26 protein-coding genes and 1 pseudogene are annotated in these 21,421 nt (G+C 65.4%); 19 read left to right on the forward strand and 8 right to left on the reverse strand.

Translation table 11 applies throughout. From position 1 onward, the window contains the following. Positions 1-522: 522 nt before the first annotated feature. The 15 genes from ACJH6I_RS24215 to ACJH6I_RS24285 all read left to right on the forward strand — a co-directional run bounded on the left by ACJH6I_RS24215 (position 523) and on the right by ACJH6I_RS24285 (position 10,124). Complete coding sequence (locus ACJH6I_RS24215; RefSeq protein ID WP_406784655.1) at positions 523-1,062, forward strand: hypothetical protein; 540 nt, start codon at positions 523-525, stop codon at positions 1,060-1,062. Beyond that, positions 1,059-1,385, forward strand: a complete 327-nt coding sequence (locus tag ACJH6I_RS24220; protein ID WP_406784656.1) for a WhiB family transcriptional regulator — start codon at positions 1,059-1,061, stop codon at positions 1,383-1,385. Before ACJH6I_RS24215 ends, ACJH6I_RS24220 begins: the two co-directional genes overlap by 4 nt. Then, positions 1,382-2,017, forward strand: a complete 636-nt coding sequence (locus ACJH6I_RS24225; RefSeq protein ID WP_406784657.1) for a hypothetical protein — start codon at positions 1,382-1,384, stop codon at positions 2,015-2,017. The genes ACJH6I_RS24220 and ACJH6I_RS24225 overlap by 4 nt, the downstream gene beginning before the upstream one ends. Further along, the gene (locus tag ACJH6I_RS24230; protein WP_406784658.1) at positions 2,014-2,469 is read left to right on the forward strand and encodes a WhiB family transcriptional regulator; all 456 of its coding nucleotides are present in this window, start codon (positions 2,014-2,016) and stop codon (positions 2,467-2,469) included. Before ACJH6I_RS24225 ends, ACJH6I_RS24230 begins: the two co-directional genes overlap by 4 nt. Beyond that, positions 2,466-3,347: a DUF6551 family protein gene (locus tag ACJH6I_RS24235; protein WP_406784659.1), complete on the forward strand. Its 882-nt coding sequence runs from the start codon at positions 2,466-2,468 to the stop codon at positions 3,345-3,347. Before ACJH6I_RS24230 ends, ACJH6I_RS24235 begins: the two co-directional genes overlap by 4 nt. Before the next feature lie 97 nt (positions 3,348-3,444). Continuing rightward, positions 3,445-4,407 (forward strand): alpha/beta fold hydrolase, encoded by a 963-nt coding sequence (locus ACJH6I_RS24240; protein ID WP_406784660.1) that lies wholly within the window; start codon positions 3,445-3,447, stop codon positions 4,405-4,407. After that, complete coding sequence (locus ACJH6I_RS24245) at positions 4,404-4,862, forward strand: hypothetical protein (protein WP_406784661.1); 459 nt, start codon at positions 4,404-4,406, stop codon at positions 4,860-4,862. The genes ACJH6I_RS24240 and ACJH6I_RS24245 overlap by 4 nt, the downstream gene beginning before the upstream one ends. Before the next feature lie 56 nt (positions 4,863-4,918). Beyond that, entirely contained in the window at positions 4,919-5,104 is a 186-nt protein-coding gene (locus tag ACJH6I_RS24250; RefSeq protein WP_406784662.1) for a hypothetical protein, read from the forward strand. A 27-nt stretch (positions 5,105-5,131) separates the two neighbouring features. Further along, positions 5,132-6,160, forward strand: coding sequence for a phage Gp37/Gp68 family protein (locus tag ACJH6I_RS24255; protein WP_406784663.1), 1,029 nt, complete (start codon positions 5,132-5,134; stop codon positions 6,158-6,160). After that, entirely contained in the window at positions 6,157-6,780 is a 624-nt protein-coding gene (locus ACJH6I_RS24260) for a DUF1643 domain-containing protein (RefSeq protein ID WP_406784664.1), read from the forward strand. Before ACJH6I_RS24255 ends, ACJH6I_RS24260 begins: the two co-directional genes overlap by 4 nt. Beyond that, positions 6,777-7,187, forward strand: a complete 411-nt coding sequence (locus tag ACJH6I_RS24265; RefSeq protein ID WP_406784665.1) for a hypothetical protein — start codon at positions 6,777-6,779, stop codon at positions 7,185-7,187. The genes ACJH6I_RS24260 and ACJH6I_RS24265 overlap by 4 nt, the downstream gene beginning before the upstream one ends. Continuing rightward, on the forward strand, positions 7,184-8,923 hold the full coding sequence (locus tag ACJH6I_RS24270; RefSeq protein ID WP_406784666.1) for an SNF2-related protein: 1,740 nt from the start codon (positions 7,184-7,186) through the stop codon (positions 8,921-8,923). Before ACJH6I_RS24265 ends, ACJH6I_RS24270 begins: the two co-directional genes overlap by 4 nt. Positions 8,924-8,943: 20 nt before the next feature. Then, on the forward strand, positions 8,944-9,633 hold the full coding sequence (locus tag ACJH6I_RS24275) for a hypothetical protein (protein WP_406784667.1): 690 nt from the start codon (positions 8,944-8,946) through the stop codon (positions 9,631-9,633). Next, positions 9,633-9,953, forward strand: a complete 321-nt coding sequence (locus ACJH6I_RS24280; protein ID WP_406784668.1) for a hypothetical protein — start codon at positions 9,633-9,635, stop codon at positions 9,951-9,953. The genes ACJH6I_RS24275 and ACJH6I_RS24280 overlap by 1 nt, the downstream gene beginning before the upstream one ends. Positions 9,954-9,956: 3 nt before the next feature. After that, the gene (locus ACJH6I_RS24285; protein WP_406784669.1) at positions 9,957-10,124 is read left to right on the forward strand and encodes a hypothetical protein; all 168 of its coding nucleotides are present in this window, start codon (positions 9,957-9,959) and stop codon (positions 10,122-10,124) included. Between the two features lie 555 nt (positions 10,125-10,679). Here the strand turns inward: ACJH6I_RS24285 and ACJH6I_RS24290 are convergent. Further along, complete coding sequence (locus ACJH6I_RS24290) at positions 10,680-10,955, reverse strand: hypothetical protein (protein ID WP_406784670.1); 276 nt, start codon at positions 10,953-10,955, stop codon at positions 10,680-10,682. A gap of 499 nt (positions 10,956-11,454) precedes the next feature. Here ACJH6I_RS24290 and ACJH6I_RS24295 point away from each other — a divergent pair, with 499 nt between their 5' ends. The 3 genes and pseudogenes from ACJH6I_RS24295 (at position 11,455) to ACJH6I_RS24305 (ending at position 14,321) form a co-directional block, all read left to right on the forward strand. Then, positions 11,455-12,228, forward strand: coding sequence for a hypothetical protein (locus ACJH6I_RS24295; protein ID WP_406784671.1), 774 nt, complete (start codon positions 11,455-11,457; stop codon positions 12,226-12,228). A gap of 68 nt (positions 12,229-12,296) precedes the next feature. Next, positions 12,297-13,613, forward strand: a pseudogene (dnaB, locus tag ACJH6I_RS24300) (replicative DNA helicase); the annotation flags it as partial. 231 nt (positions 13,614-13,844) lie between these two features. Then, positions 13,845-14,321 carry a hypothetical protein gene (locus ACJH6I_RS24305; RefSeq protein WP_406784672.1) on the forward strand — a complete coding sequence of 159 codons (477 nt, stop codon included), beginning with the start codon at positions 13,845-13,847 and terminating at the stop codon, positions 14,319-14,321. Between the two features lie 93 nt (positions 14,322-14,414). On the opposite strand, the gene ACJH6I_RS24310 is transcribed toward ACJH6I_RS24305, so the two are convergent. The 5 genes from ACJH6I_RS24310 to ACJH6I_RS24330 form a co-directional block, all read right to left on the reverse strand. Continuing rightward, positions 14,415-15,092: a hypothetical protein gene (locus tag ACJH6I_RS24310; RefSeq protein ID WP_406784673.1), complete on the reverse strand. Its 678-nt coding sequence runs from the start codon at positions 15,090-15,092 to the stop codon at positions 14,415-14,417. 51 nt (positions 15,093-15,143) lie between these two features. After that, entirely contained in the window at positions 15,144-15,683 is a 540-nt protein-coding gene (locus tag ACJH6I_RS24315) for an Imm61 family immunity protein (RefSeq protein WP_406784674.1), read from the reverse strand. A 101-nt stretch (positions 15,684-15,784) separates the two neighbouring features. Further along, on the reverse strand, positions 15,785-16,075 hold the full coding sequence (locus ACJH6I_RS24320) for a hypothetical protein (RefSeq protein ID WP_406784675.1): 291 nt from the start codon (positions 16,073-16,075) through the stop codon (positions 15,785-15,787). Positions 16,076-16,365: 290 nt separating this feature from the next. Then, positions 16,366-18,195 (reverse strand): hypothetical protein, encoded by a 1,830-nt coding sequence (locus ACJH6I_RS24325; protein WP_406784676.1) that lies wholly within the window; start codon positions 18,193-18,195, stop codon positions 16,366-16,368. Between the two features lie 516 nt (positions 18,196-18,711). Continuing rightward, positions 18,712-18,957: a hypothetical protein gene (locus tag ACJH6I_RS24330; RefSeq protein WP_406784677.1), complete on the reverse strand. Its 246-nt coding sequence runs from the start codon at positions 18,955-18,957 to the stop codon at positions 18,712-18,714. Between the two features lie 250 nt (positions 18,958-19,207). Between ACJH6I_RS24330 and ACJH6I_RS24335 the strand changes: the two genes are divergently transcribed. Continuing rightward, positions 19,208-19,798, forward strand: a complete 591-nt coding sequence (locus ACJH6I_RS24335) for a helix-turn-helix domain-containing protein (protein WP_406784678.1) — start codon at positions 19,208-19,210, stop codon at positions 19,796-19,798. Positions 19,799-19,887: 89 nt separating this feature from the next. On the opposite strand, the gene ACJH6I_RS24340 is transcribed toward ACJH6I_RS24335, so the two are convergent. Continuing rightward, the gene (locus ACJH6I_RS24340) at positions 19,888-20,181 is read right to left on the reverse strand and encodes a hypothetical protein (RefSeq protein WP_406784679.1); all 294 of its coding nucleotides are present in this window, start codon (positions 20,179-20,181) and stop codon (positions 19,888-19,890) included. Between the two features lie 72 nt (positions 20,182-20,253). After that, positions 20,254-21,378, reverse strand: coding sequence for a hypothetical protein (locus ACJH6I_RS24345; protein ID WP_406784680.1), 1,125 nt, complete (start codon positions 21,376-21,378; stop codon positions 20,254-20,256). Positions 21,379-21,421: the final 43 nt, after the last annotated feature.

Consider the following 21,421-nt stretch of genomic DNA (forward strand, 5'->3'; position numbering starts at 1 on the left):
TCGCGGGGTGGTGATAGCCCTGCAGCTTTGATGCCGCGGCCGCCGACCGCGGCCCACATTCAGCACATCTGCATAGCGGTGACCCTTACCCCAGAAAGCAGAGAAGCCCCCGTGAGGGGGCCACTCCAAAGGGGTTGGACGGGAAGCGCGAACTTCGCGTCCGGGTCTCCCCAATTAAGGAGAGATGACTTTGCTCGGTCAATCTCAGGGTAGAGGCTACGCCTCACCTGAATCAAGTGTTCCGGCCTTAAATGTTCTTTCTACGGCCCAGAACTGCGCGAACAGTGTTCGCAGCAACGGCGGTTCGTCGATCGCGCCGATTTCTGCCCCTGGTAGCTGGCGCGGGCGAGCGACGTTCGACGAGTGCCCCATGTGCGGCAAAGAGCCGATCGAGCCGGTCCGCGTCGACGGGCAGATGGCGTGCCGTTCGTGCACCGGTTCGTGCCTGGTGTGCGGGGACCCCTGCGTGCACGGTGACGAGGCCTGCAGGCAGTGCCTGCAGACGGCGTGGGCGGTGCCGGCATGAGGACGATCCCCCATCTGATCGCCGCGGCCTGCACCGCCAGCGATCCCGACGCCCGCCACGGTCACGCCGAAAACGCGATCTGGGACGAATACGCCCGCAGCCTGGTCGCGTTCCCGCGAACCTGGCTCAGCCTCGAAGAGGGCGCCATGGTCCTGGCCGAAGAGATCGACGAGGTGTGGGACGAGGTCCGCGCCAACCACATTGGGCTCGCCCAGAAGGAAGCTGCCCAGGTCGGCGCGATGGCCCTTCGGCTGATCGCCGATCTGTACGAGCACTCACCGGACCCCTTGCAGCGCGGCCGCATCGCCGCGGACGAGGTGCACCTGGTGGGGCCGCTGGTCGGTCCGCGGGGCCGGGCGCTGGCCTCGAGTCATGAGGGGATCGGGTTCCTCAAGCGTGAATTCGACGCGCTCTGGTCGGCGGTGCGGTTCGACGACCCGGCCCGCGAGCTCGCCGCGCGCGTCGGCGCCGCCTCGGTGCGGTTCATCGCCGAAACCACGAGTGCCCGTGCGGCATTGGCGGTGTCGGGCCGATGATGACCGTGACCGGGTCGCAGTGGCAGCGGCGGGCGATCTGCTTCCTGGAGACTCCTGATGCTCCGGAGTTGTGGAAGGCCGACCGCAAGCCGGTGCTCGCTGTGCGGGTGCATCTGGAGCGGATGTGCCAGCGCTGCCCGGTCCGGCGTGACTGCGCCGCCGAGGCGGTCGCCAACGAAGAACAGGCCGGCATGTATGCCGGCGTCTGGGTTCCCGAGCGGTCGAGTGGTAACCGCAAGGCCTGGGCTGCGGCGATGCAGCGCCTGGAGCTCATCGCCGGTACCGCGGCGCGGCCCGATCAGGACCTGGGGGTGTCGGCATGATCGCCGAGAGCACCGCCCCGGTGCGCCGGCGGCCGCGGCAGACCGGGTTTTCCGGTGTGGCCAGCGCGGCACGGTTGCACCTGTGCAAGGCGTCTCGGGACGACGAGGCGGTTCGTAACCGTCACATCGCCGCCCTGCTGGCGTTCACCCCCACCGTGGAGCGCACCGCAAACCAGATGCGGATCACGTTCGAGGACGGGTCCACCGCCATGTGGGCCTACGGGGTGTTGCCCAAAGGGGACGTCGAACTTGCCGAGGTGGGTAAAGACGGCGGCGTCATCGTGGTCACCAACCCGCAAATGGTGTTGGGCCCCTACGGCTTTCGCGATGGCCGGTGGGTATTCGGGCAGGGGATGGGTGCCGCGCTGGGCATCAGCCGCGGCGCGGTCCATGCCGCCGGCACCTTCAACAAGCACGGTTTGAAAGTGGCGTGCCCCAACACGCCGATGATGTTGACGCTCACCGCGGTGATGACGCGGCTGGGCATTACCGCCAAGCCCACCGAGGGGGAACCGCGCGCCGCGATCAGCGCCGGCGACGTTCCCGCGGCCCTCGATCGGCTCGGTATCGCAGAAGTCGCTGACGCGTATCAGCAGCTTCGTGACTCGAATGTTGTGAGGAAAAACGCATGAATACTCTTGTCGGACAGTCAAAGTCGGAGGCGCGGTGGATCGCTAACCGGATCGCGGCCCACCGGATGAATGAGCGGGGTCAGTCGATCGATGTGATCGCCGACCACCTTCGGGTCACCACCCGGTCAGTGACCCGCTATCTGGGGTTGCCGTGCCCGCCGCCGCCGCAGCCGGAGGTCGAGCTCAAGGATTTCATCTACCGCGGTGCGTGCGGCTCGTTTCCTGAATTGGACTGGACTACACGCAGCACCACGATGCAGGCCGACTGCAAGGCCGTGTGCACCTACTGCCCGGTGCTGGCTCAGTGCCGGACCTACGGGCTGACCAAAGGGCTGCAGGACCGCGGGGTGTGGGGAGCGCTGACCGCGAACGAGCGGGCCCGGATGGTCCGCCAGGGTGCCGTCGCCTACCCCGCAGAGGGTGTCGATGATGACGAGCGGGGTGCGGCATGAGCGCCGCGGTGGGTGCGACCGTCCCGGCCGCGATCGCCGGCGCCTACATCGACGCGATCGCCGTCGAGGACATGTTCGTCGACGAGAGCTACCAGCGGCCGGTGGACCTGGCCCGGGCGCGGTACTACGCCGCGCACTGGGATCGCCGCCTGGCCGGGGTGATCGAGGTCAGCGATCGCGGCGAGGGTGTGCGGCCCCGGTACGCCGTCATCGACGGACAGCACCGGTGGCAGGCTGCCCTGCTGCGTGAGCCGGCGTCCCTGCTGGTGGCCAGCATCCATGAAGGACTCTCGGTGGCGGACGAGGCGCGGTTGTTCGATCGGCTCAACCGCGAGCGCCGGCGGCCCTCGACGTGGGATCACTGGCGGGCCCGCAAGGCCAGCGGTGACCCGTCGGTGGTGGCGATCGAGAACGTCGTGATCGGGTTGGGTCTGCGGATCGATCCGGCCCCGCGGGCCGGCAACGTGCGGTGCACCGCCACGCTGGAGAAGCTGGCGGCCCTCGGGGGCACCAAATTGGTCGGCGAAACGCTCAAGCTGATCACCGAGGTGTGGGACCGGGATGTCGATTCGTTCGACGCGCCGATTGTGCATGCTGTCGGGCTGATTCAGCACCACCTGCGCGATCGGATCGATCCGCACCGGCTGATCGACACGTTGTTTGATGTGACCCCGCGGTCGTTGAAGTCACACGTCGCGGCCTTGGAGGAGGCGATGGGTCTCACCGGTACCGCCGGTGTGCGGACCGCGACCGCAATCATGTTGCGCTACAACAAGAACCGTCGTGTTCCGGGTAAGCCGATTTTGGTGAGCGCCCGCAGTTTCGGTGGCGGTTCACGCAACGCCCGCTCCCGCGCCCTCCCTGCGAAAACCGCCTGAACGACACGGTCTTTTAGAAAGAAGCGTGTGATGTTGTTCTCCGAATCAATCTTTGGCAAGCCTTCGGTGTGCGCTGTCGTTCCGGTGGGCCGTTGACATGGCCGCCGATCTGCAGGTGCGCCGGCACACGATCACCACCGCTGACGGAGTGGATTTGGCTGTGGAGGAGTACGGCTCCGCCGATGCCGAACACACGGTGTATTTCTGGCACGGTCTGTGCTTGAGCAAGCTGGCCTTCATGCCGCAGATCACGTTGCTGCGGCGCCGTTTTGGCGACGCGGTGCGGATGGTTGCCGTCGATCACCGCGGTCATGGACATTCGGGCTCAGCGGCGATGGCCAGCTACACCATCGCCCAGCTCGGCCGCGACGTGGCCGCCGTGCTCGCCGGGACCGGGGGGCGTGGGAGCTGCACCCTGGTGGGCCATTCGATGGGTGGGATGGCGCTGCTGGAGTACCTGCGGCTGCCGGCGAGCTGGCGGCCGATGGACCCCGATGCGCTCGTGTTGGTCGGTACGGCGGCCGGTCGTCTGGCCGAGCGGGGCGCCGGCCGTCTGCTCGGCCTGCCGCTGCTGGGTGCGCTGGCTGAGGTTGTCGAGCACACCCACCATGGCGACAGGGCGGTCCGGGCGCTGGTGCGGCCGGTGTGCCGGTCTGTGGGCAGGGTGTGCGGCCTGTGCGACGCTGACCGCGACACCCTCACCGCGACGGTGGCCAACGCCGTGTACACCACACCGCTGACCACTGCGGTCGGGTTCCTGCCCAGCTTGAAGTCCTACGACGCGTACGGCGTGCTTCCGACGATCACGGCCCGCACCACCGTCATCAGTGGCGGCGCGGACCTGCTGACACCGCCTGCCCATGCGCGGGACCTGGCCGACGGTATCGACGGCGCCACCCACCGGCACCTGCCGGCAGCGGGGCACATGTTGCTGCACGAGGCGCCGCACGTCGTGGCCAACGAGATTGCCCGCACCATCACCACTGCCACGAGTGCATCCCACCAGGACGTGTCGGGCGAGGCTGTCCTGACGGCAGGAGCTTTGGCGGTGGCGCAATGAGCCGCACCGCGGCCGCGCACACGGTGGCCCTACGCGATCAGCTGGCAGCGGCCCTGCGCGAGTCCGACGTGCCGCTGATGACACCGCAGCTGGCCGAGCTCTCGGGGCTTCCGTGGGTCGAATACAGCTGCCTTGGCCTGTGCGCCACGGTGCATGCGTACGCCGAGCGGGTCGGCCACCGCATCGTCGACTGCCGCGGCGACGGGCCCCATCGTCTTGCTGCCCCGCCGACGGCGACCGCGGTGTACCCGCATCTGCGTGCACTGGAGAAGGACGGGGTGATCGCGCGGGTGCGCTACCCCAACCGGGAGAGCATCCGGCAGGCCACGCTCAACGGGACGCTGCATCAGCATCTGATCGAGCACGGCGGAAGTCGTTGCGTGCATTGGCAGTACATCCATAACGCCGCCGATGACGCGTTCGCTGCACTGACCGCAGCGATGGAGGACCAGTGAACCTTATGGACACGAAACCGATTCAACACCAAAGAAATTGCGGCGGGAGGCGACCAATGGCTGATCACTCGTCGATCGAGTGCAACCGGGGCGGCGGGCCGATCTGGCTGCCCTACAGCCGCGCCAAACTGATCGCAATCAAACGCTGCCCCGATTGCGGCTGCCACCCACCAACACAGGGCCACAACCCCAAGTGCCCCACCAACGCGCCGGGAGCCGGGGACGGCAGCGATGTTGCCTAGCCGCAGCACCGATGACCTGGAGGTCCGATGAGTGTTGGTACGCGTATCGAATGGACCCGCGGCGATGACGGCGCCCCCGGGGCGACGTGGAATGTCGCGGATGGCTGCACCCGCGTCTCCGAGGGCTGCTTGCACTGCTACATCGAGCGCCAGATTCCATTTCGTATCGAGCACAGGCGATTCGACGGCAGCGATATCGGATCTACGACCGGGGTTCGGTTGCACCCACAGCGGCTCGCTTTTCCGCTCAGCTGGGTCAAGCCGATGCGGATTTTCGTGTGCAGCATGGCTGACCTGTTTCACAAAGAGATCCCCGACGAGTACATCGCGCAGGTGTGGGCGGTCATGGCGTTGGCTCCGCGGCACACCTTCATCGTGTTGACCAAGCGGCACGACCGGATGCATTCACTGATCGGGTCGCCCCGCTTCGCCGGCCTGGTGTATCTAGCCCTCAATTCGATGCTGGCCACCTGGGCGCGTCGGCACCGTATTGCCGACGAGACGATCACGGCGGCGCTCGACGGCTTCGCACGCGGCAACTTCATGGTCCTGCCGAACGTCTGGCTGATGGTCACCGCGGAGAACGCAAAGTGGCTACGCACACGCGGGGATTCCTTGCGGCAGACACCGGCAGCGATCCGGGGCTTGTCGATTGAGCCGCTGCTGGAGCCGATCCACGATGCCAACCTGTCGGGTTTCGACTGGGTCATCGTTGGAGGCGAGTCCGGTCCGGGCTCGCGGCCGATGCACCCGGATTGGGCTCTGTCGCTGCTGGATCAGTGCCAAACCGCTGGCGTGGCGTTCCAGTTCAAACAGTGGGGCGACTGGCTCGGCGTCTTAGGACCAGAGCACGACTTCGGGGACCCGCACGGCTACGTCAACGTGCTGACCGGCGAGCTCGCCGACGAAGACACGGCCATAGCAGCGGGCGGCTCCTGGAATGCCGTTTGGCGCGTCGGCAAGAAAGCGGCCGGACGCGTGCTCGACGGCCGCACCTGGGATCAGTTCCCTCAGTCGCCAAACCTGTTGCACGCCAATGGAAGGGGTCGGCCATGACGCTGACGTTGGATTTGAACCTGCCGGTGTGGGGTCACGTCGATCGTGACGCGGAGTTCTCCGACGATCGCCGGTACCGGTACTGGCTGACCCGACGGTGGGGCTCGGGGCCGGCGCTGATGTTTGTGTCCCTGAATCCGTCAGATGCTGACGAGCACAAAGACGACCAGACCACCCGCCGCGACATGGATTTCGCCGAGCGGTTCGGCTATCACGCAGTCACGTTGCTGAATTTGAGCGATGTCGTGATGACCGACCCGAAAGCTGTTGCGGGCATAGTCGATCCGATCAGCTCGGTCAATGACGAGCACCTCGACCGGGAAGCGGCCCGCCATGACCTGATTGTGTTCGCGTGGGGCTCGAACGCCGACCCGGCCCGGGCCCGGGCGGTGGCCACCCGGTTGTGGAACATCTGCCGGCGCACCGGTGGGGCGGTGGCCTGCCTGGGTTGGACGACTGACGGTCAGCCGCGGCACCCTTCCCGGCTGTCGAAGAACACTCAGTTGTCGACGTTGACCGCGGACGCGCACCCCGATTTCGTCGACGTCGACCCGCGGTGGGTGGCGCTGCTGACCGATACGGATGTCCTCGACGGCCCCGAACGTGGGGTGTCCCGGTGAGCGCGGCGCAGCGCGCCCCGCGCACTGGCCTGGATGCGTTGGCGATCGCCGATCACGTCGTGGCGGTACTGGGGCGGCGGGTGTACCGAGCGGCGCGGGAGATCGCGCTGCAGGACGGCATCGAGCAGGTACTGCGGGAGCACGACTTTCGGGTTGACCGCGAATACCGGCTGAGCAAGCAGGACCGGCCCGACTTCCTGGTCGATGGCTGCGTGGCCGTCGAGGTGAAGATGCGGGCCAGCGGGTCGGCGGTGCTGTCCCAGTTGGTGCGGTACGCCGCCCACGACCGGGTGCAGGCCCTCGTGGTGGCCACACCGCGGTTGTCGTCGCTGTCGGGGATGCCGGCCGAAATTCTCGGTGTGCCGGTGCGGATGGTGGCGCTGCCGGGGCCGGGGTTATCGCTGTGACGGCACGGGTTGTCGGCCATTACCGGTGGCTGCCAGAGGGGGTCTGGGAGATCGAGGCCGCCCCGGACGTGATGATCCGGCTCAAGCGGATTTTCGCGCGGGTGGCCGCTACGGCCCGGGGCACCGTCACGGTGACGGGCACACTCGAGGTGGCGCGGGATCTGGAGTGGCTGACCGACCGGCACCCGATGAAGGCCTCCGCGGAGGATCGCAAGCGGTTGCGGGCGATGGCCAACGAGCATCGGCGCCGGGAAAGCACGGTGCAGGAAATCTTGGCCGGCCGGCAGCTGACTGTATCCGGTGGGCCGGGCTGGGTGTCGCCGACGGTTCCGCTGCGGAGCTATCAGCGCACAGCACGTGACCTGGTGTGGGCCACGGGCGGGGTGCTGGTCGCCGACGAGCTCGGCGCCGGCAAGACATTCACCAGCCTGGCGCTGTTGGAGCAGCCGCAGGCACGTCCGGCCCTGGCGGTGACGCTGACCGGCGCGATGCCCAAGCAGTGGAAGAAACAGCTCGCGGAGTTCTACCCGGAGCTGACCTCGATCGAGGTGAAGACCGGGAAGATTCATTCACTGCAGCGCCGCGGCCGCACCGCCGATCTGATCGTGCTGAACTACGCCAAGCTGGCCAAGTGGCAGCACCACCTCAAAGGTGTTGTGCGCACAGTCATTTTCGATGAGGTGCAGGAGCTACGCCGAAACGACTCGGACCGGTACAAGGCCGCGGCAACCGTTGCCGGAGCTGCCACCTACCGCATCGGCCTGTCGGGGACACCGATATTCAACTACGGCGGCGAAATCTTCAACGTCATCGATGTGCTGCGACCGGGGGCGTTGGGTGACCGGTACGAGTTCGCGCGTGAGTGGTGCCACACCTCGGGTCTGGACACCAAAACCAAGGTGTACAACCCGACGGGGCTGCGCTCACATCTGATCTCACAGGGCCTGCTGGTGGTGCGCACCCTGGAAGAGGTGGGTATCGAAGTGCCACCGGTCATTACGGTCGAGCAGCCGGTTCCTTCGGATCCCAGTGTGCTCAGCGAGCTCGACGGCAACGCGGTGGCGTTGGCCCGGCTGATCCTGGACCAGTCGGCGAACCCTCGCGAACGGTGGTCGGCGGCAGGGCAATTCGACTGGATGATGCGTCAGCACACCGGCATTGCCAAGGCAAAGTTCGTCGCTGATTTCGTGAAACTGATCCTGCAGAGCGAGCACCGAGTGATCCTGCTCGGTTGGCATCATGCCGTGCAGGACATCTGGGCCGAGCGACTGCGCGCATATCGGCCAGCGATGTACACGGGCCGGGAGACGAACAACCAAAAACAGCGGTCCCTGGACGATTTCATGGCCGGCCGCTCGCGGGTCCTGATCATGTCGCTGCGCTCGGGCGCAGGCATCGACGGCCTGCAAAATGTGGTGAACACGTTGGTCTTTGGCGAGCTGGACTGGTCCCCGGCGGTGCACAAGCAAGCTATCGGGCGGGCCAAGCGCCCGGGGCAGACCAAACCGGTGCGCGCCTATTTTGCGACCACGGACTACGGATCCGACCCGATCATGCTCGAAACGCTCGACATCAAGCAGATGCAGGCCGACGCCCTCATCACCGGTGCCGGTGACGCGGTGGGGCAGTCGGCACCAGAGCGGATGACGCCCGAGAAGTACGAGCAGATCAAGCGTTTGGCCGCCCAGTTTTTGCAGCAGGCCGCGCGGCCGCAAGCAGTGAGGAGGACTGCGTGAGTAGGGGGAGGGCACCGTCGGTGGAATCTGTTGGAGGCATGCGGCTTCCGCAGTACCGGTTCGGTATCGGCGCAGGGGGAGCGCAGTGGCGGTTGCTGCATGCGGTGGATTTGAAGCGGCACGGTCCGCGGATCGCCGGAGCCGTCGCCAGGGGCGCTCGCCGCTCTGATGTCGAGGTGTTCTCGGTGTGCGGCACGCGCGCCCAGTACATGCGTCGAATGGGTCAATTCACTTACGACAGTGAGTTTTTGAGCCAGGGCCGGTGCGAACGGTGCGGGTGGGTCGTGGCCCTCAACATGGGGACCGTCGAGCAGGAAATCGACCTGTACACGCGGGCCGGCGCCGGCAGGGACCACGGCCTGCTGCGGCAGGTGTTCACCGCGATCCTGGCCGATCTGCCGCCCGGGGCCGCGGCCGAGGCCGGCCACCGGTCCGATCTGCTGGCCCATGTCTCCCGGCACCGGCCGACGGTGGCGGTGTGCGAGGCCTGCGCGCAGCAGCACAGCGTCGCCGACGTGCACGGCGCGGGCGTCACCGCGTGCCCAGATGCCGTGCTGGTCTGCGCGTCGTGCACGTTCACCGCGGGGCCGTGGGGTGGCGAGCGGCAGGGGTTGACCACTGGTGAGTGCGTCGTCACCGCCCCGTGTTCGGTGCTGGCGGCCACCGCTCGGTACTACGAGCTGCTCGACAACGCATGGGGAGTGGCCTGATGGCCAACAACCCCCGCTGGGCCGAGATCAGCGCTGACATCAACGCGCAGCGTGCCAGCCACGCCGGCCGGCAGCAGGCCGCCCTGGCGCGCCGCGCGGTGGCGGCCCTGGCCGAGCAGCAAGCCGAAGCACATGTGCAGCGGTGGATCGCGGCGTTGGAGCACCGCATCGCCAACCCCGGCGGGTCTCTGGCCGAGCTCGGCGCGTCGATGACGCCGCCGATGACCAAGAACGCCTACGCGGCGCTGTTGCGGCGGGCGCTGGCCGCCGGCGGTGTCAGCAGTGAACAAACCCCGGCCGATCACTCCGGAAAGGACTGAACCGTGCTCAAACGCTTGATCAGCAAGGCAGCGACGTGGAGGGGGCGACGGATCGTGCTGCCAGGTGCGCGGGCCCGTGACAACCTGCAGCTCGACCGCGATATCGCGGAGTCGTTGACCGATGAATCGTTGGCGTGGGCGCTCGGAACCTGGCGCGCTCGCTACCTGTGACTGCTGTGACAGGTGTCGATTCCTGCGACATCGGCCCTGGTGGTGCTGGCATCACTGCCGCGGGGTCGTGTCGGTTCACTTCTGCTGGCCAGTGGCGTGGTCGGATGCAGGGTAACGACTCGGTAAAGGAGGTTACGCAGCTCAACTAACCATCTCCGCTTGAGGAGATTTTGACAACTGGATAGCGGGACTCAAGAGGTCTGGACACCCCCAAAGGGACATCCAGACAAGTTTCTGAGAGACGAATCAACGGAGCGCCAACTCCGGACTTCCAGACAGACATCCCCCGAAGGGGATGTCTAAGGAGAGTTTCTAAGAGCCGAACCTCGGAGCGCCAACTCCGAGCCTCTGTGAGATCGAAGCGCCAACTTCTTTCTCAAGTCCCCGGTAAACCGAGGGAAGACCAATGCAACGAGGTCCTTCTCAGGGTAACCCTTACCCTGAGCAAAGCTCAAGACATTCGAGCTGGTTTTCACAAAAACACCCTGTGAACTGCGGATACGCAGAAAATTCATGGGCGTGTCGTGACCGTGAAATTACAGCTCGGGAAGTTTGCTACAACGCCCAACGCGGGCAGGTTTCTGATGCCGCGCGCGGTCCACGACGGTCCGCATCCCGCACCGCGGCACCCCGCAGCCGGGTACGCGGCGCGGGCACACAACGCGTCGTCTTCGCCGACGGCGAGATCACGCTGCAGTACGCGTGCTCGCGCTCGGCGCGGGCCGAGGCTCGCCACGCGCGCCGTGAGTGGATCGTCCGCGTCAGCGAGAAAGCCGACGAGGCCAACGAGGCGCCGCTACCCATGTGGACCAGCCGCAAAGGCTGGCTCACCGAACTGTCCGCGTGGCTGGCCACCGAGGACGGTCTGGCGGAATGCGCTCGCCTGCACATCCGGCCCGACCGTGTGCTGCGCGCAGCGATGGTCCTGGCCGCCCACGCCGACCACAGCAGTGGCCGGCACTGCGCGGTAACCAATGCCACGGTGGCCCAGGGCGCCGGGTGCTCTGAGCGCACCGTGTCGACGGTGCGCAGAGTGCTCAGCACTGCCGGCCTTGCCGTTCTGATTCGGCAGGGGCACGGGTCCCGAGAGTCGGCCCGTGGGGCCTGGCGGCCCGCCGTCTGGCATCTGGTGAGCCGCCCGAAGCCTGTGGACAAAGCGACCGGCGCTCGGGCGGTTTGCGATCTACCGCCATCCCGTAGGGATAGGCGGGTATCTCCAGAAAGATCTTCCTCACCAAGCGCACGCGAGCGTGCGCGGCGACCCAAATCCAATCCCCCCAAAACGGCACCGAAGCGGGGCCCGCGTCGCTGCGCTCCGCGGCCTCTGCATGTGCAGCTGCTCGCGGCCGACCTCGTCCGTGAGGCTCCGCTGAGCTTCGGGCAGGGTCACATCGGCCACATCTGCGATGCGCTGATGGCTTCCGGCCTGGACCTGGCTGCCTGGACGGGCAAGTCGCTCATGCAGGCGCTGGACGCTGACACGAAAGCCCGTGGTTGGAACTCGCCGAAACGTGTCGAGCGGCCAGGGGCGTTCCTGCTGGCGCGGTTGCAGCTGCTGCCGACACGACCCGCGGTGGTCGAGCCCGGTGGCCTGGCAGCACGGCGGGCGGCCCGCAAGGCCTCGACGGCCCAGGAAGCCACCGGTGAAACCCGCCAGAGCGCCGCGGCCCGCGCTGCGCGCTGGTACGCCGACGTCGTCGCGGTCACCACCGAGGCCCAGCGGGCCCGGCTGCTGCGAGCCCACAAGGCCACGGTCGGTTCCGTGGTCGACGAGGTGTATGCGATCGCCGGGGCGGGGCGGCGGGTGGCCCGGCTGTACCCGGAGCTGACGCTGACCGACGCGCTGACCCAGTGGGCTACCGACGTGCTCGGCGAGGAGCCCGAACCCGCTACGGCACAGCAGGTTCCGGCGTTCACGTCGCTGAGCACCGATCTGCTGATGGACCTGGCGATCGGCAATTGCGACTGCGTGGTGTGCGGATCGCACAGCGCGACCCGGCGGCCGCAACTGCCGCTGAAATCGATGGTGTGCGACCAGTGCTGGCAGGTCCTCGCCGCCGAGCTCGACGGGGCCAGCGACCTCGAGGAAAGGATGCCGGCATGACCGACTTGGACGACCCACCGGTGCGTGCACGACGCCGCCAGCCGGCGGCCGATGAGCGGGGCGACTATCGGCAGCCGCCGCACGATCTGGCTGCCGAACAGTCGGTGCTGGGCGGGATGCTGTTGAGCAAGGACGCGATCGCCGACGTGCTGGCCAAGCTGCGGCCCAGCGACTTCTACCGGCCGAACCACGCCGAGGTGTATGACGCGATCTTGCACCTGTACGGGTCGGGCGAGCCGGCGGATGCGGTCACCGTGGCTGCCGAGCTGGATCGGCGTGGTGTGCTGACGCGGATCGGGGGAGCCCCGTACCTGCACACCCTGATCTCGATGGTGCCAACAGCCGCCAACGCCGGTTTCTATGCCGGGATCGTGGCGGAGAAGGCGATGCTGCGGCGTCTGGTGGAGGCCGGCACCCGGATCGTGCAGTACGGCTACGCCGGCGCTGAGGGTGCTGATATCGCCGCTGTGGTCGACCGCGCCCAAGCCGAGATGTTCGACGTCACCGAGCAGCGCTCTTCGGAAGACTTCGCGGTGCTCGACGATCTGCTGCAGCCGACGATGGACGAGCTCGACGCGATCCAGTCCGGTGACGGCCTCGGTGGTGGTGTGCCGACAGGGTTCGCCGATATCGACGAGTTGACCACCGGCCTGCACGGCGGGCAGATGATCATCATCGCGGCCCGCCCTGGTGCCGGGAAATCGACGCTATCCCTTGACATTATGCGGTCGTGCTCGATCAAGCACCGGATGCCCAGCATCATTTTCTCGCTGGAGATGAGCAAGTCGGAGATCGTGATGCGGCTGCTGTCAGCGGAGGCACGGATCAAACTCGGCGATATGCGCTCGGGTCGGCTCAGCGATGCCGACTGGGCCAAGATGGCCCGGCGAATGGGGGAGATCAGCGAAGCCCCGCTGTACATCGACGACTCAGCGAACCTGACCATGATGGAAATCCGCGCCAAAGCTCGCCGGCTCAAACAGAAAACCGATCTGCGACTGATTGTGGTGGACTACCTGCAGCTGATGACCTCGGGCAAGCACTTCGATTCACGCCAGGCCGAGGTGGGTGAAATCTCCCGCAATCTCAAACTTCTGGCCAAGGAACTCGATATCCCGGTGATCGCGGTCTGCCAGCTCAACCGCGGCCCTGAGCAAAGAGTCGACAAAGTGCCGCAACTGTCCGACCTTCGCGAGAGTGGCAATTTGGAGCAGGACTGCGACCTGTGCTTTCTGATCCATCGCCCGGACGCCTACGATAGAGACAGTCCCCGCGCTGGTGAAGCGGACGTGATTTTGGCGAAGCATAGAAACGGGCCCACGCGCACTTTCACGGTGGCGTCCCGCCTGCACCTCTCGTGCTTCACAGACCTTGCTAGGCACTGAAATATGTTGCGTAGCAACAAGAATCGTCCTGTCACGGGCTGTGTTCTGTTGTGTCGCAGAGAATTTACCATGCGCCGTGCACGGAACCGCGTATCGCGGTTATGGAGGCTGCATTTGCGCCCGCCCGCCTCGCACCCACTCGCAGGCCTCGGGCCGAATAGCCGATATTGCCCGTTACCGCGATAGCGCCGATGATTTGAGTAAGCAATATCCTCAATCCAGGAGGCGGTCGTGAACAGGATCAACGTCGACACCACAGCCGACGGCTGGTTCGACCCAGGCGCATCCATCCTCTACACCGAAGACCTGCGCTGGGTCGACTTCACCGACGAAGACGAACTCGATGACTCCGAGGATGCCGACGAGCGCGGCTACTACGTAAGCGCCGCCACCGGAACCGATTACAGCCACGAATGCCTCTACCGCACAGCCGACGGACGCTGGGTTCTCAAGGAGTGGACCGACCAGAAGCGCGCCGGAACCTACAAGTTCATCTCCGCCTCGGCCGCCGCGACCTGGATTGAAATCAACGAACCACGCACGGTCCCACCGCCGCGCGGCCGCCCAGAAGTCGGTGAACAAGTCCACCTGCGACTATCGCCCACGCTCAAGACACAACTCGACCGATTCGCATCCACCGACGAGCTCACACGAGCAGAAGCTATGAGCCGGATCCTTGCGGCGAGCCTCACAAGACTCGCCAGATAGCGCAAGTCCCGCAAGCGAACTCGAGGTCGGGCGCACGCCGACCGCTCGGAACCTCAGGTACTCGAATGACCGCCACCACCATGGAACAGTGCCCTAGTTAGATGCTGCGGGTGCGCCGCTGAACAACCAGTACTCCACCCACTGGCCATCGATACCCAACCGGTCTCCGACGGCCGCGGCGTCGCGGCAGTAGTTGAGCCAGCGCTGCTTGTTGTTGATCTGGCGGGGATGCGCCGGCCAGTGCCTGGCGGCTAGGCCGTTGATCACCCGCTGATCGAATACCAGCGGCGCGGCCGGCAAGCCAGCGCCGATACCGGTCACCCACAACCATTTGGTGAAGAACCGGAAGTCTAGGCCCGGTAAGCGATAGATGGCCGACCACCCGTCAGCGAGGTCTCCCCGGCGGATGGCCCCTGCTGACCTGTCCAGCATGGCGTCCAGATCGGGGCTGGCCAGCGCCTGGGCATGCCGGCCGTAATACCGATTGGTAGTGCCCACACCCCACAAGAGTGTGACGACGAACGCCCGGCGACGGTCTGCCACCGTATCGAGGTCACGGGCGAGGGCGGCGAGGTCGGTGCGGTGCACACCCCGCCCGTACTGGTCCAGCGCCCACGCGACGTCGTGGTCACCGGGATTCCACCGCCGCCACGCTCGGGCATTCGATGACATCGCCGGCTGCGTGGCCGGGTCAAAGCGATCGCGAATCACCTGACCGTGCTGCGTGACGACGTGGTCGACCCATTGCTGATGAACGTCGACGCCGGCCATGACCGACAGCCTAGGTCGCTGGTGCGACAACGGGCGGCGCGATGAACGTATTCAGGACGGCGCCGGCGCATACCTACCGGCGCGCAACAGGGGCGCACCGGTCTCATGCAGGAAAGAGGTTTTGATGGCCGCGGCCGGCCACAGCAGCAGATGCGACAGCGGGACCAGCGTCACCAAACTCAAGGTGGGGTCAGGTGCGGCGCCGATCGAGCCGTGCCCGGTGCGGATCAGGGTGCGCCAGCCGCGGACGGTGTCCGAGATGGTGAAGCCCGGCGCCAGCTGGTCGACGGTCCACGGCAGGGGGAGAAACGGCAAGTCCAAATCCTCGCGGAGATCGTCCGCGAACAGGGCCAACAGGTAGCGCTCCAGGACTTCGGCCTGGGCGACGAACAGTACTGGACGCTCCCCGTCGTCTTCATCGGACTGGGTGAGCTGCAGGCGGTCGACGCCGCGTCGGCGGATGAAATACCGTGCGGAAGAATCGGTTTCGGAGCGGAAGACCACGGTGCCGTCCTCGTCCTCGGTCATGGTGTAGTTGGCGGTCTGCGCCCAGGCCCGTGTCTCGGCGCTGAGGATCAGTGGGGAGGTCACGCCGGCGGTTTCACGCTGTAGCTCAGCAGCTCGGTCAGGTCGGCGTCAGCACCAACAGCCTGGCGGTCTTGCATGATCACACAATCGGGCATCGCCTTGTCCTACCGGCTCGGGCGTGGGGCCGACGTCGTTGAAGGTGCCGGTGGCCAGAACCTGTCTTCGTAAAGGTATGTGGTGACCTCGACGCAGTGCTTGTCGTCGGGGTGGTCGGAGACCTCACCCATCTCGTTGGAGCCGTACGGCATCAGTGGTCCCCCGGCGTCAAACCTGCGGTGGTTGGCTTCGTAATCGAGCCGCCGACGCAGGTAGTAGTTGTCGATCCGGGCTGCGGCAAGTACGGCATCGGTGGCCGAGTCGAAGCAGTGAAGGCCTGGTCTAGCCAGACCGCTCACTGAGTCAGCTGGTGACTCGATGCGCGTGGTACCGGCCACAGTCTGGGGAGCCGCGCTGGTGGTCGGTTGCGGTGATGTTGCCGGGGTGCAGCCGACCGCGCAGATGAGCAAGGTCAAAACGAATGTCGCGACCGACCCAGCTTTCAGGGCTGCGGGCATGGCCTCCCTCTCTGCCTAGTGAGGTTCTCAGAATAGAGAAAAGGGGGGCCTCATGCGTTTGGGTGTGATCTCTCCGGTCGCCGGCCGCCGCCTGGCTTAGGAGACCGCCGCAAGACTGCCGGCCACCGATCTCAAGCGGAACAAACCGTAACCCCTGGCGATGTCCTGCGTCCGCGCGCGACGGTTCTCTCGAGCCCGAGTGATATGGAGTATTCCAGTTCCGGTGGCCCCGTTGCCATCACGCTCATTTGATAAGCCAGTTCATCATCAGCGCTGAGCACCTGGACGATTGGTGTCGACGGCGGGGACGCGACGGGACGATCGGGGCCGGGGTCGCGGCGGCCACCGAGCCAGGCGCGCCACGCTTGCCGATCCTCGCGATACGCGGCGATGCGTTGTGCCCGTTCCTCGTCGAGCCGGTATTGCTCGGCGACATCGTCCAATGTCGTCGGACCGACATTCACGCAGCCGTGCGCACGGCTGACTAGCCCCAACCGGCCGAGCTCAGCGACGCTGTCATAGGTGGAGCTCAAGGATGTTCGTGCCGCCACGGAAATCTCACGGACAGAATGCAACCCGGCCTCGGTGATCGTCTCAAAGATTCGTCGGTGCTGGTAACCGATCACAGCCCATGCGGGGTGCACATCCACCACCGCCGGCCGACCAGAGCCGCCGGGGGCAGGATCCAAGACGTCGGGCTCAGTCAGTGCGTAACGGTCAGCGGTAAGCCCTGACCCTTTCGCCACCAGGAGCACAGGCGAGCCGGGCATATCCCGCAGCAAGCGCAGCACCGCCCACACGGTCGATTCCGACATCAAACCCGAGGCAATCGACAGCGACCGCCCCCCAACCGCAACGGCAGCAACCCCATTGACCACCTCACCAGCCCGCGCGGCCGATACCGCCAGCCCCTGCAAGACCGCAGCCACTTTCCAACGCTGGGGATGAGCGCGCAGGGTTAGGTCGCACCACCAGATGGCGTGCGCGAGCCACCGTTCGTGTAGGGGCCAGTCTCCCCTACCCCCTGTGTGCTTTGTCTTGTGCGTGTCAGCGTGGAAAGTGCTCAACTGCGCAGCGACCCATCGTTGAGCTGCCTGCCAGTCACGGTGCATCGCCCGTTGTGCCCGGGTTCCGTAGCGCGCATAGGCCGCGCCCAAACCGCCGGCCCATTGGTCGGCCATCAGCTGCTGAATGTCAGCGAGGGTCGCACCGCGCCAGACCACATGAGCGAGAACCGATTGGCGCGCTTCAGACCGACTAGGCCAACGGCCATCCGACGGCATCGCCCCGGTGCGTGCGAACTGCTCTACAGCAGCAGGAATCGGGCTGTGGCGACGGTAGACGGGCCTTAGGGCAATGGTGGCCACCTCATCTCCCTCGAAGGCCTCAGACAGCGTCGGTGAAGACGCCAACCGGGTCGACGAGGCCACAGCGGACGACTGCTCGGCGGCGAGCAGCGCGCTCAGCGCTCCAACGAACTCGAGGCCGCTACGGCGCGTGAACGCCTGCTCGGCCTGAGCGACACTGCCTTTGAGCACCCTGATTCCGCCCTCACGGCAGACCGAACCCGGGACGGTGATGCAGCCGGTGACGTCGTTGAGCATCGGTGTGGGATCAAGGGTCGGGCAGCGGGCGGCGAGCGCGTACAGAAGCGGCCGAAGTTCGTCGACGGTGGCGGCGCGCTGCAGCGGGATCAGGATGTGCGCGCCACCGGAAGTGGATTGATCGACGACAGCTGAGCCATCACAATCCTTGACCCAGCACAGGATTCGCTGAGCGTCGCGGGCAACAGCTTCTGGCCCCAGCTTTTTCGCATCGAGGTCCAGAGCGAGCAGCCGACTGCGGCCGCGGTTGTACAGCGGAACAGCCGCCGGCTGCTCTGGCACTTTCCGCGTCAGCGCGTAGGCGTGCTCAAAGCCTTCCTCGGCAGTCCACAGGCGCATGGTCGGTCGGGCTGCCATCAAGGGCGCCAACGACTTCCACACGCTTTCGCCTGCGGTCGTGACACAGTCGTGTCCGACGCGCGGGGTCACAGCGACGCCGGCTGCATGCGAGCATGCGCTATCATCAAGTGTCCCTTCAGGGGAAATGGATATGCACCACCGGCCGAGCGGGAACTCGGCTCACGAAGCCTTCGGCCTGCCAGCCGGGGGCTTCGAACTTTTAGACAGGTGGATAACCCTCTTGCCAGTCATCAAGCGGCAGAGGTGAATTCGGCATCTGGATCACACTGAGCGGTATCCGGTGGCCTTTGAGGCCGATGCACTCATCACGCCGTAGCGCGTGCGTGAAGTGTCAGGCATGCGCCTGGCTGTTGGCCGCCTTCGGTTGGCGGCGTACTGGCATGTGGACCTCCCACTCCCTCAAATCGAGTCGACAGACTGAGGAAATGGTCGCATGCGAAAACGCGGTCTACCGCGATAGACACGCGGTAGACCGCAAACTGAAGTGACGCCTGTGACTACAGGGACAGCGGCTTACGAGGCCGTCGCCAGCGCCCCAGAATCACTGTTAGTCGAGGCCAACGCGGCTTCAAGGTCGCCGGCCAGACGGTACCTCGCCAGGTCGTTCGCATTCTTAAAACCAAGCCTGACCGCGTACGCGTCCAGGGCGTCAGCCACTTCGTCAGTGCCGATGCGGAAAGACACCACGCGCTTCAACTTGCGGTTCTCCGACCCGCTCACGCTCCGTCGCGCCTTCTCTGTCCCGCTCTGTCGTGCCATCGCCCGGCTCCTTATCCGCTCAGTCCGAAAACAAGTCATCTGCGACCTGCGCAAATGTCCACTAATAGGACGTTGAGAGAAGAATAGGGCGCCACCTAGCCTGCGCGGTGTACCGCGTGCGGCGTGTCGCCCACCAAGTACGCATTTGAGGTCTTCTTACCGGACATCGGTGCACGTCAAGCCGCTGCCGAAACCATGCCACTGCCGGTACGATAATCAATGCTCCAAATTGGAGCCACACCCTGCACTCTTGGACGGCGGCATGACACTGGAAGCGAGCCCACAACCGGGCCGACCAGCCATGACCGCGCGCGAAGCAGCCCGAACTATGCGCCTGGACGTGCGCACCGTCCGCCGCATGCTCGAAAGCGGCGAGCTCGCCGGGTACGTCCAACAGGGCTCTAAGCAGCGGCGTTGGTACGTCTACGCCGACCAAATCACCTCAGGCCCCGCGGCTGGCGCCACCGCTGCCCGCAGCGGAGACGCCGCCCTTGCCGCCGAGGTGCAACGTCTCCAAGCCGTCAACAGCAGCCTCGCCGAAGCCAACACCGAGCTGACCGCGAAACTTCTGGCCGCAGAGGAAAGCAACCGAGTTCTATTGGCGGCCCAGGCCACCCAACGCGAAGCCTTCATCCAGTACCGAAAGTCGGTCGACGACATCCTCAGCGGAGTCGCCGGCTACCGGCAAGCAGCCGAACACTTCGAACGCGCCACCGCCGGTCTACAGACCAGCGGAGCGCTCCTCACCAGCGTCATAGACAACTACGGCGAAGCGCTTACCCAGCACGGCATCCCAGGCCATCTCGGCGCGCTCATGGACGGCCCGCCAACCAACTCCTGACGATGAACGTCGGCATCGCACGGTACGGCGAATCTCAGCGTCTCTGATGCGTGTGATTGCGGTGCGCTCGAGTGCGGCCGCTTGCGCCGTCAGCCGTGAGAGACTGCCCAAGCGACGGCGAAGTACGTGAGGATCAGGCCCATCCCCATGAGCATGGGCCCGATACGGTAAGTGGCGGTGTGAGTGTGAGCCTTGTTGATGCGGATGTAAATCAACGGAGCTGCAATCAGCCAAAGGACCACCGCAACGTAAGAGCCGATATGCAGGGCGTAAAAGGAGAATCCCACCGCGGCGAGGATAAAAGTCACAAGAAACCAGAATCCAATTCCGGTGGCGAGACCTATCGCTAGGAACCCCATCCACTGAATCCGGTTCTTACTCATACGTTCATTCTACGGCGGCTGCCCGACACTTATTCGCATGAGTGGTGCGAATCTCATCGTTTGACCCCAGAGTCATTGACCAGGCCCGTAAGTAACGTATCCCTTGGCATTAGCAATGTTTCGGGTCAAGTTGTTTATGTACGGCTGCCACACAGCATGAGCAACGCCTGTGTACCCCGACCTTAGCGCGGGGCTAAGAATCGGAATATCTTCTGATCCCGGCCCTTGCGTGATGAGGCCATGGGTGGCGAGGTGGAGTTGACCGCCCTGTTCGAAGAACCGGAAATGAATGATGCTGTCAGGCCCATCGACATGGCCGGGAAGGGTCACGAATTCGATATCGATTGCCGACGCAGTTCGCTGGACTTCGGTTACACGCACCGGAAAATCCAACAGTTTCTGCCCGGCGGTACGGATTTCGAGTGGGAGCTCGTCACCGACGTTAGGGAACCCTTTCGGCGCTCCCCCCATGGGAAAATTGCAATTGAAACAACGGTGGAGCTCGTTCCAGACATCGTCGATCGATGCCACCGAACCCGCGTTAACCGGCAATTGACCGTTTTTGAATGCTTGGATTTCACTGGTGAAGTCAATGTTGTACTGCCACGGCGTTTCCGGTAGCGGCTGCTGCGGGCTCAACGGAGCCGTGGTGTAGTCCACAGCTTGGGCTCCTGTGCCCTTCGGCAACTCGTCACCACCGGCGCCGGCGTTCATCGCTTTCAAGCCAGCAGCCTGCTCGGCTGCCACGGACTCCTCCACCGTCGCTGCTGACCGGCCTTGATACTTGGAAACGATCTCGATGATTTGCGCCTGCCCAGCCGGCGAATCCGGATCGGGGACTGCAGAAATCTCAGCGGCCTCCATCCGCGAGTTCGCCAAGATCGCGGCCGCACCCTCTATGTTGATCCGTCTACTGGTGTCTACAGCCTCGGCGCCGGCATCGAGCATCTGCGCAGCACGCTCGAACGGCAGATGATCCGTACTGGTTGCTGGGGCATAGGACCGCAACACCGCATCGGAGAAGTCCGTCCCGATCACGCCCGCGCGGACACCGAGGATACGAGGGATGAAATTGCTGCGGACCCCGGCACTCAAATCACGGAGACCCCCACCACCTTCGGCATTGGGTCCAAACATCTCGAAGTAGCGGCGGTGCTGTTCCTGCGAGGCTTCAACGAACGCATCCAACAGGGCCACCGGGCAAATCTAACGCCTTCCCCTATCTCGCGACACGCCCATC

Origin of the sequence: Mycobacterium sp. SMC-13, from assembly GCF_045311035.1 — a bacterium.
In the GTDB taxonomy this organism is placed as follows: domain Bacteria; phylum Actinomycetota; class Actinomycetes; order Mycobacteriales; family Mycobacteriaceae; genus Mycobacterium.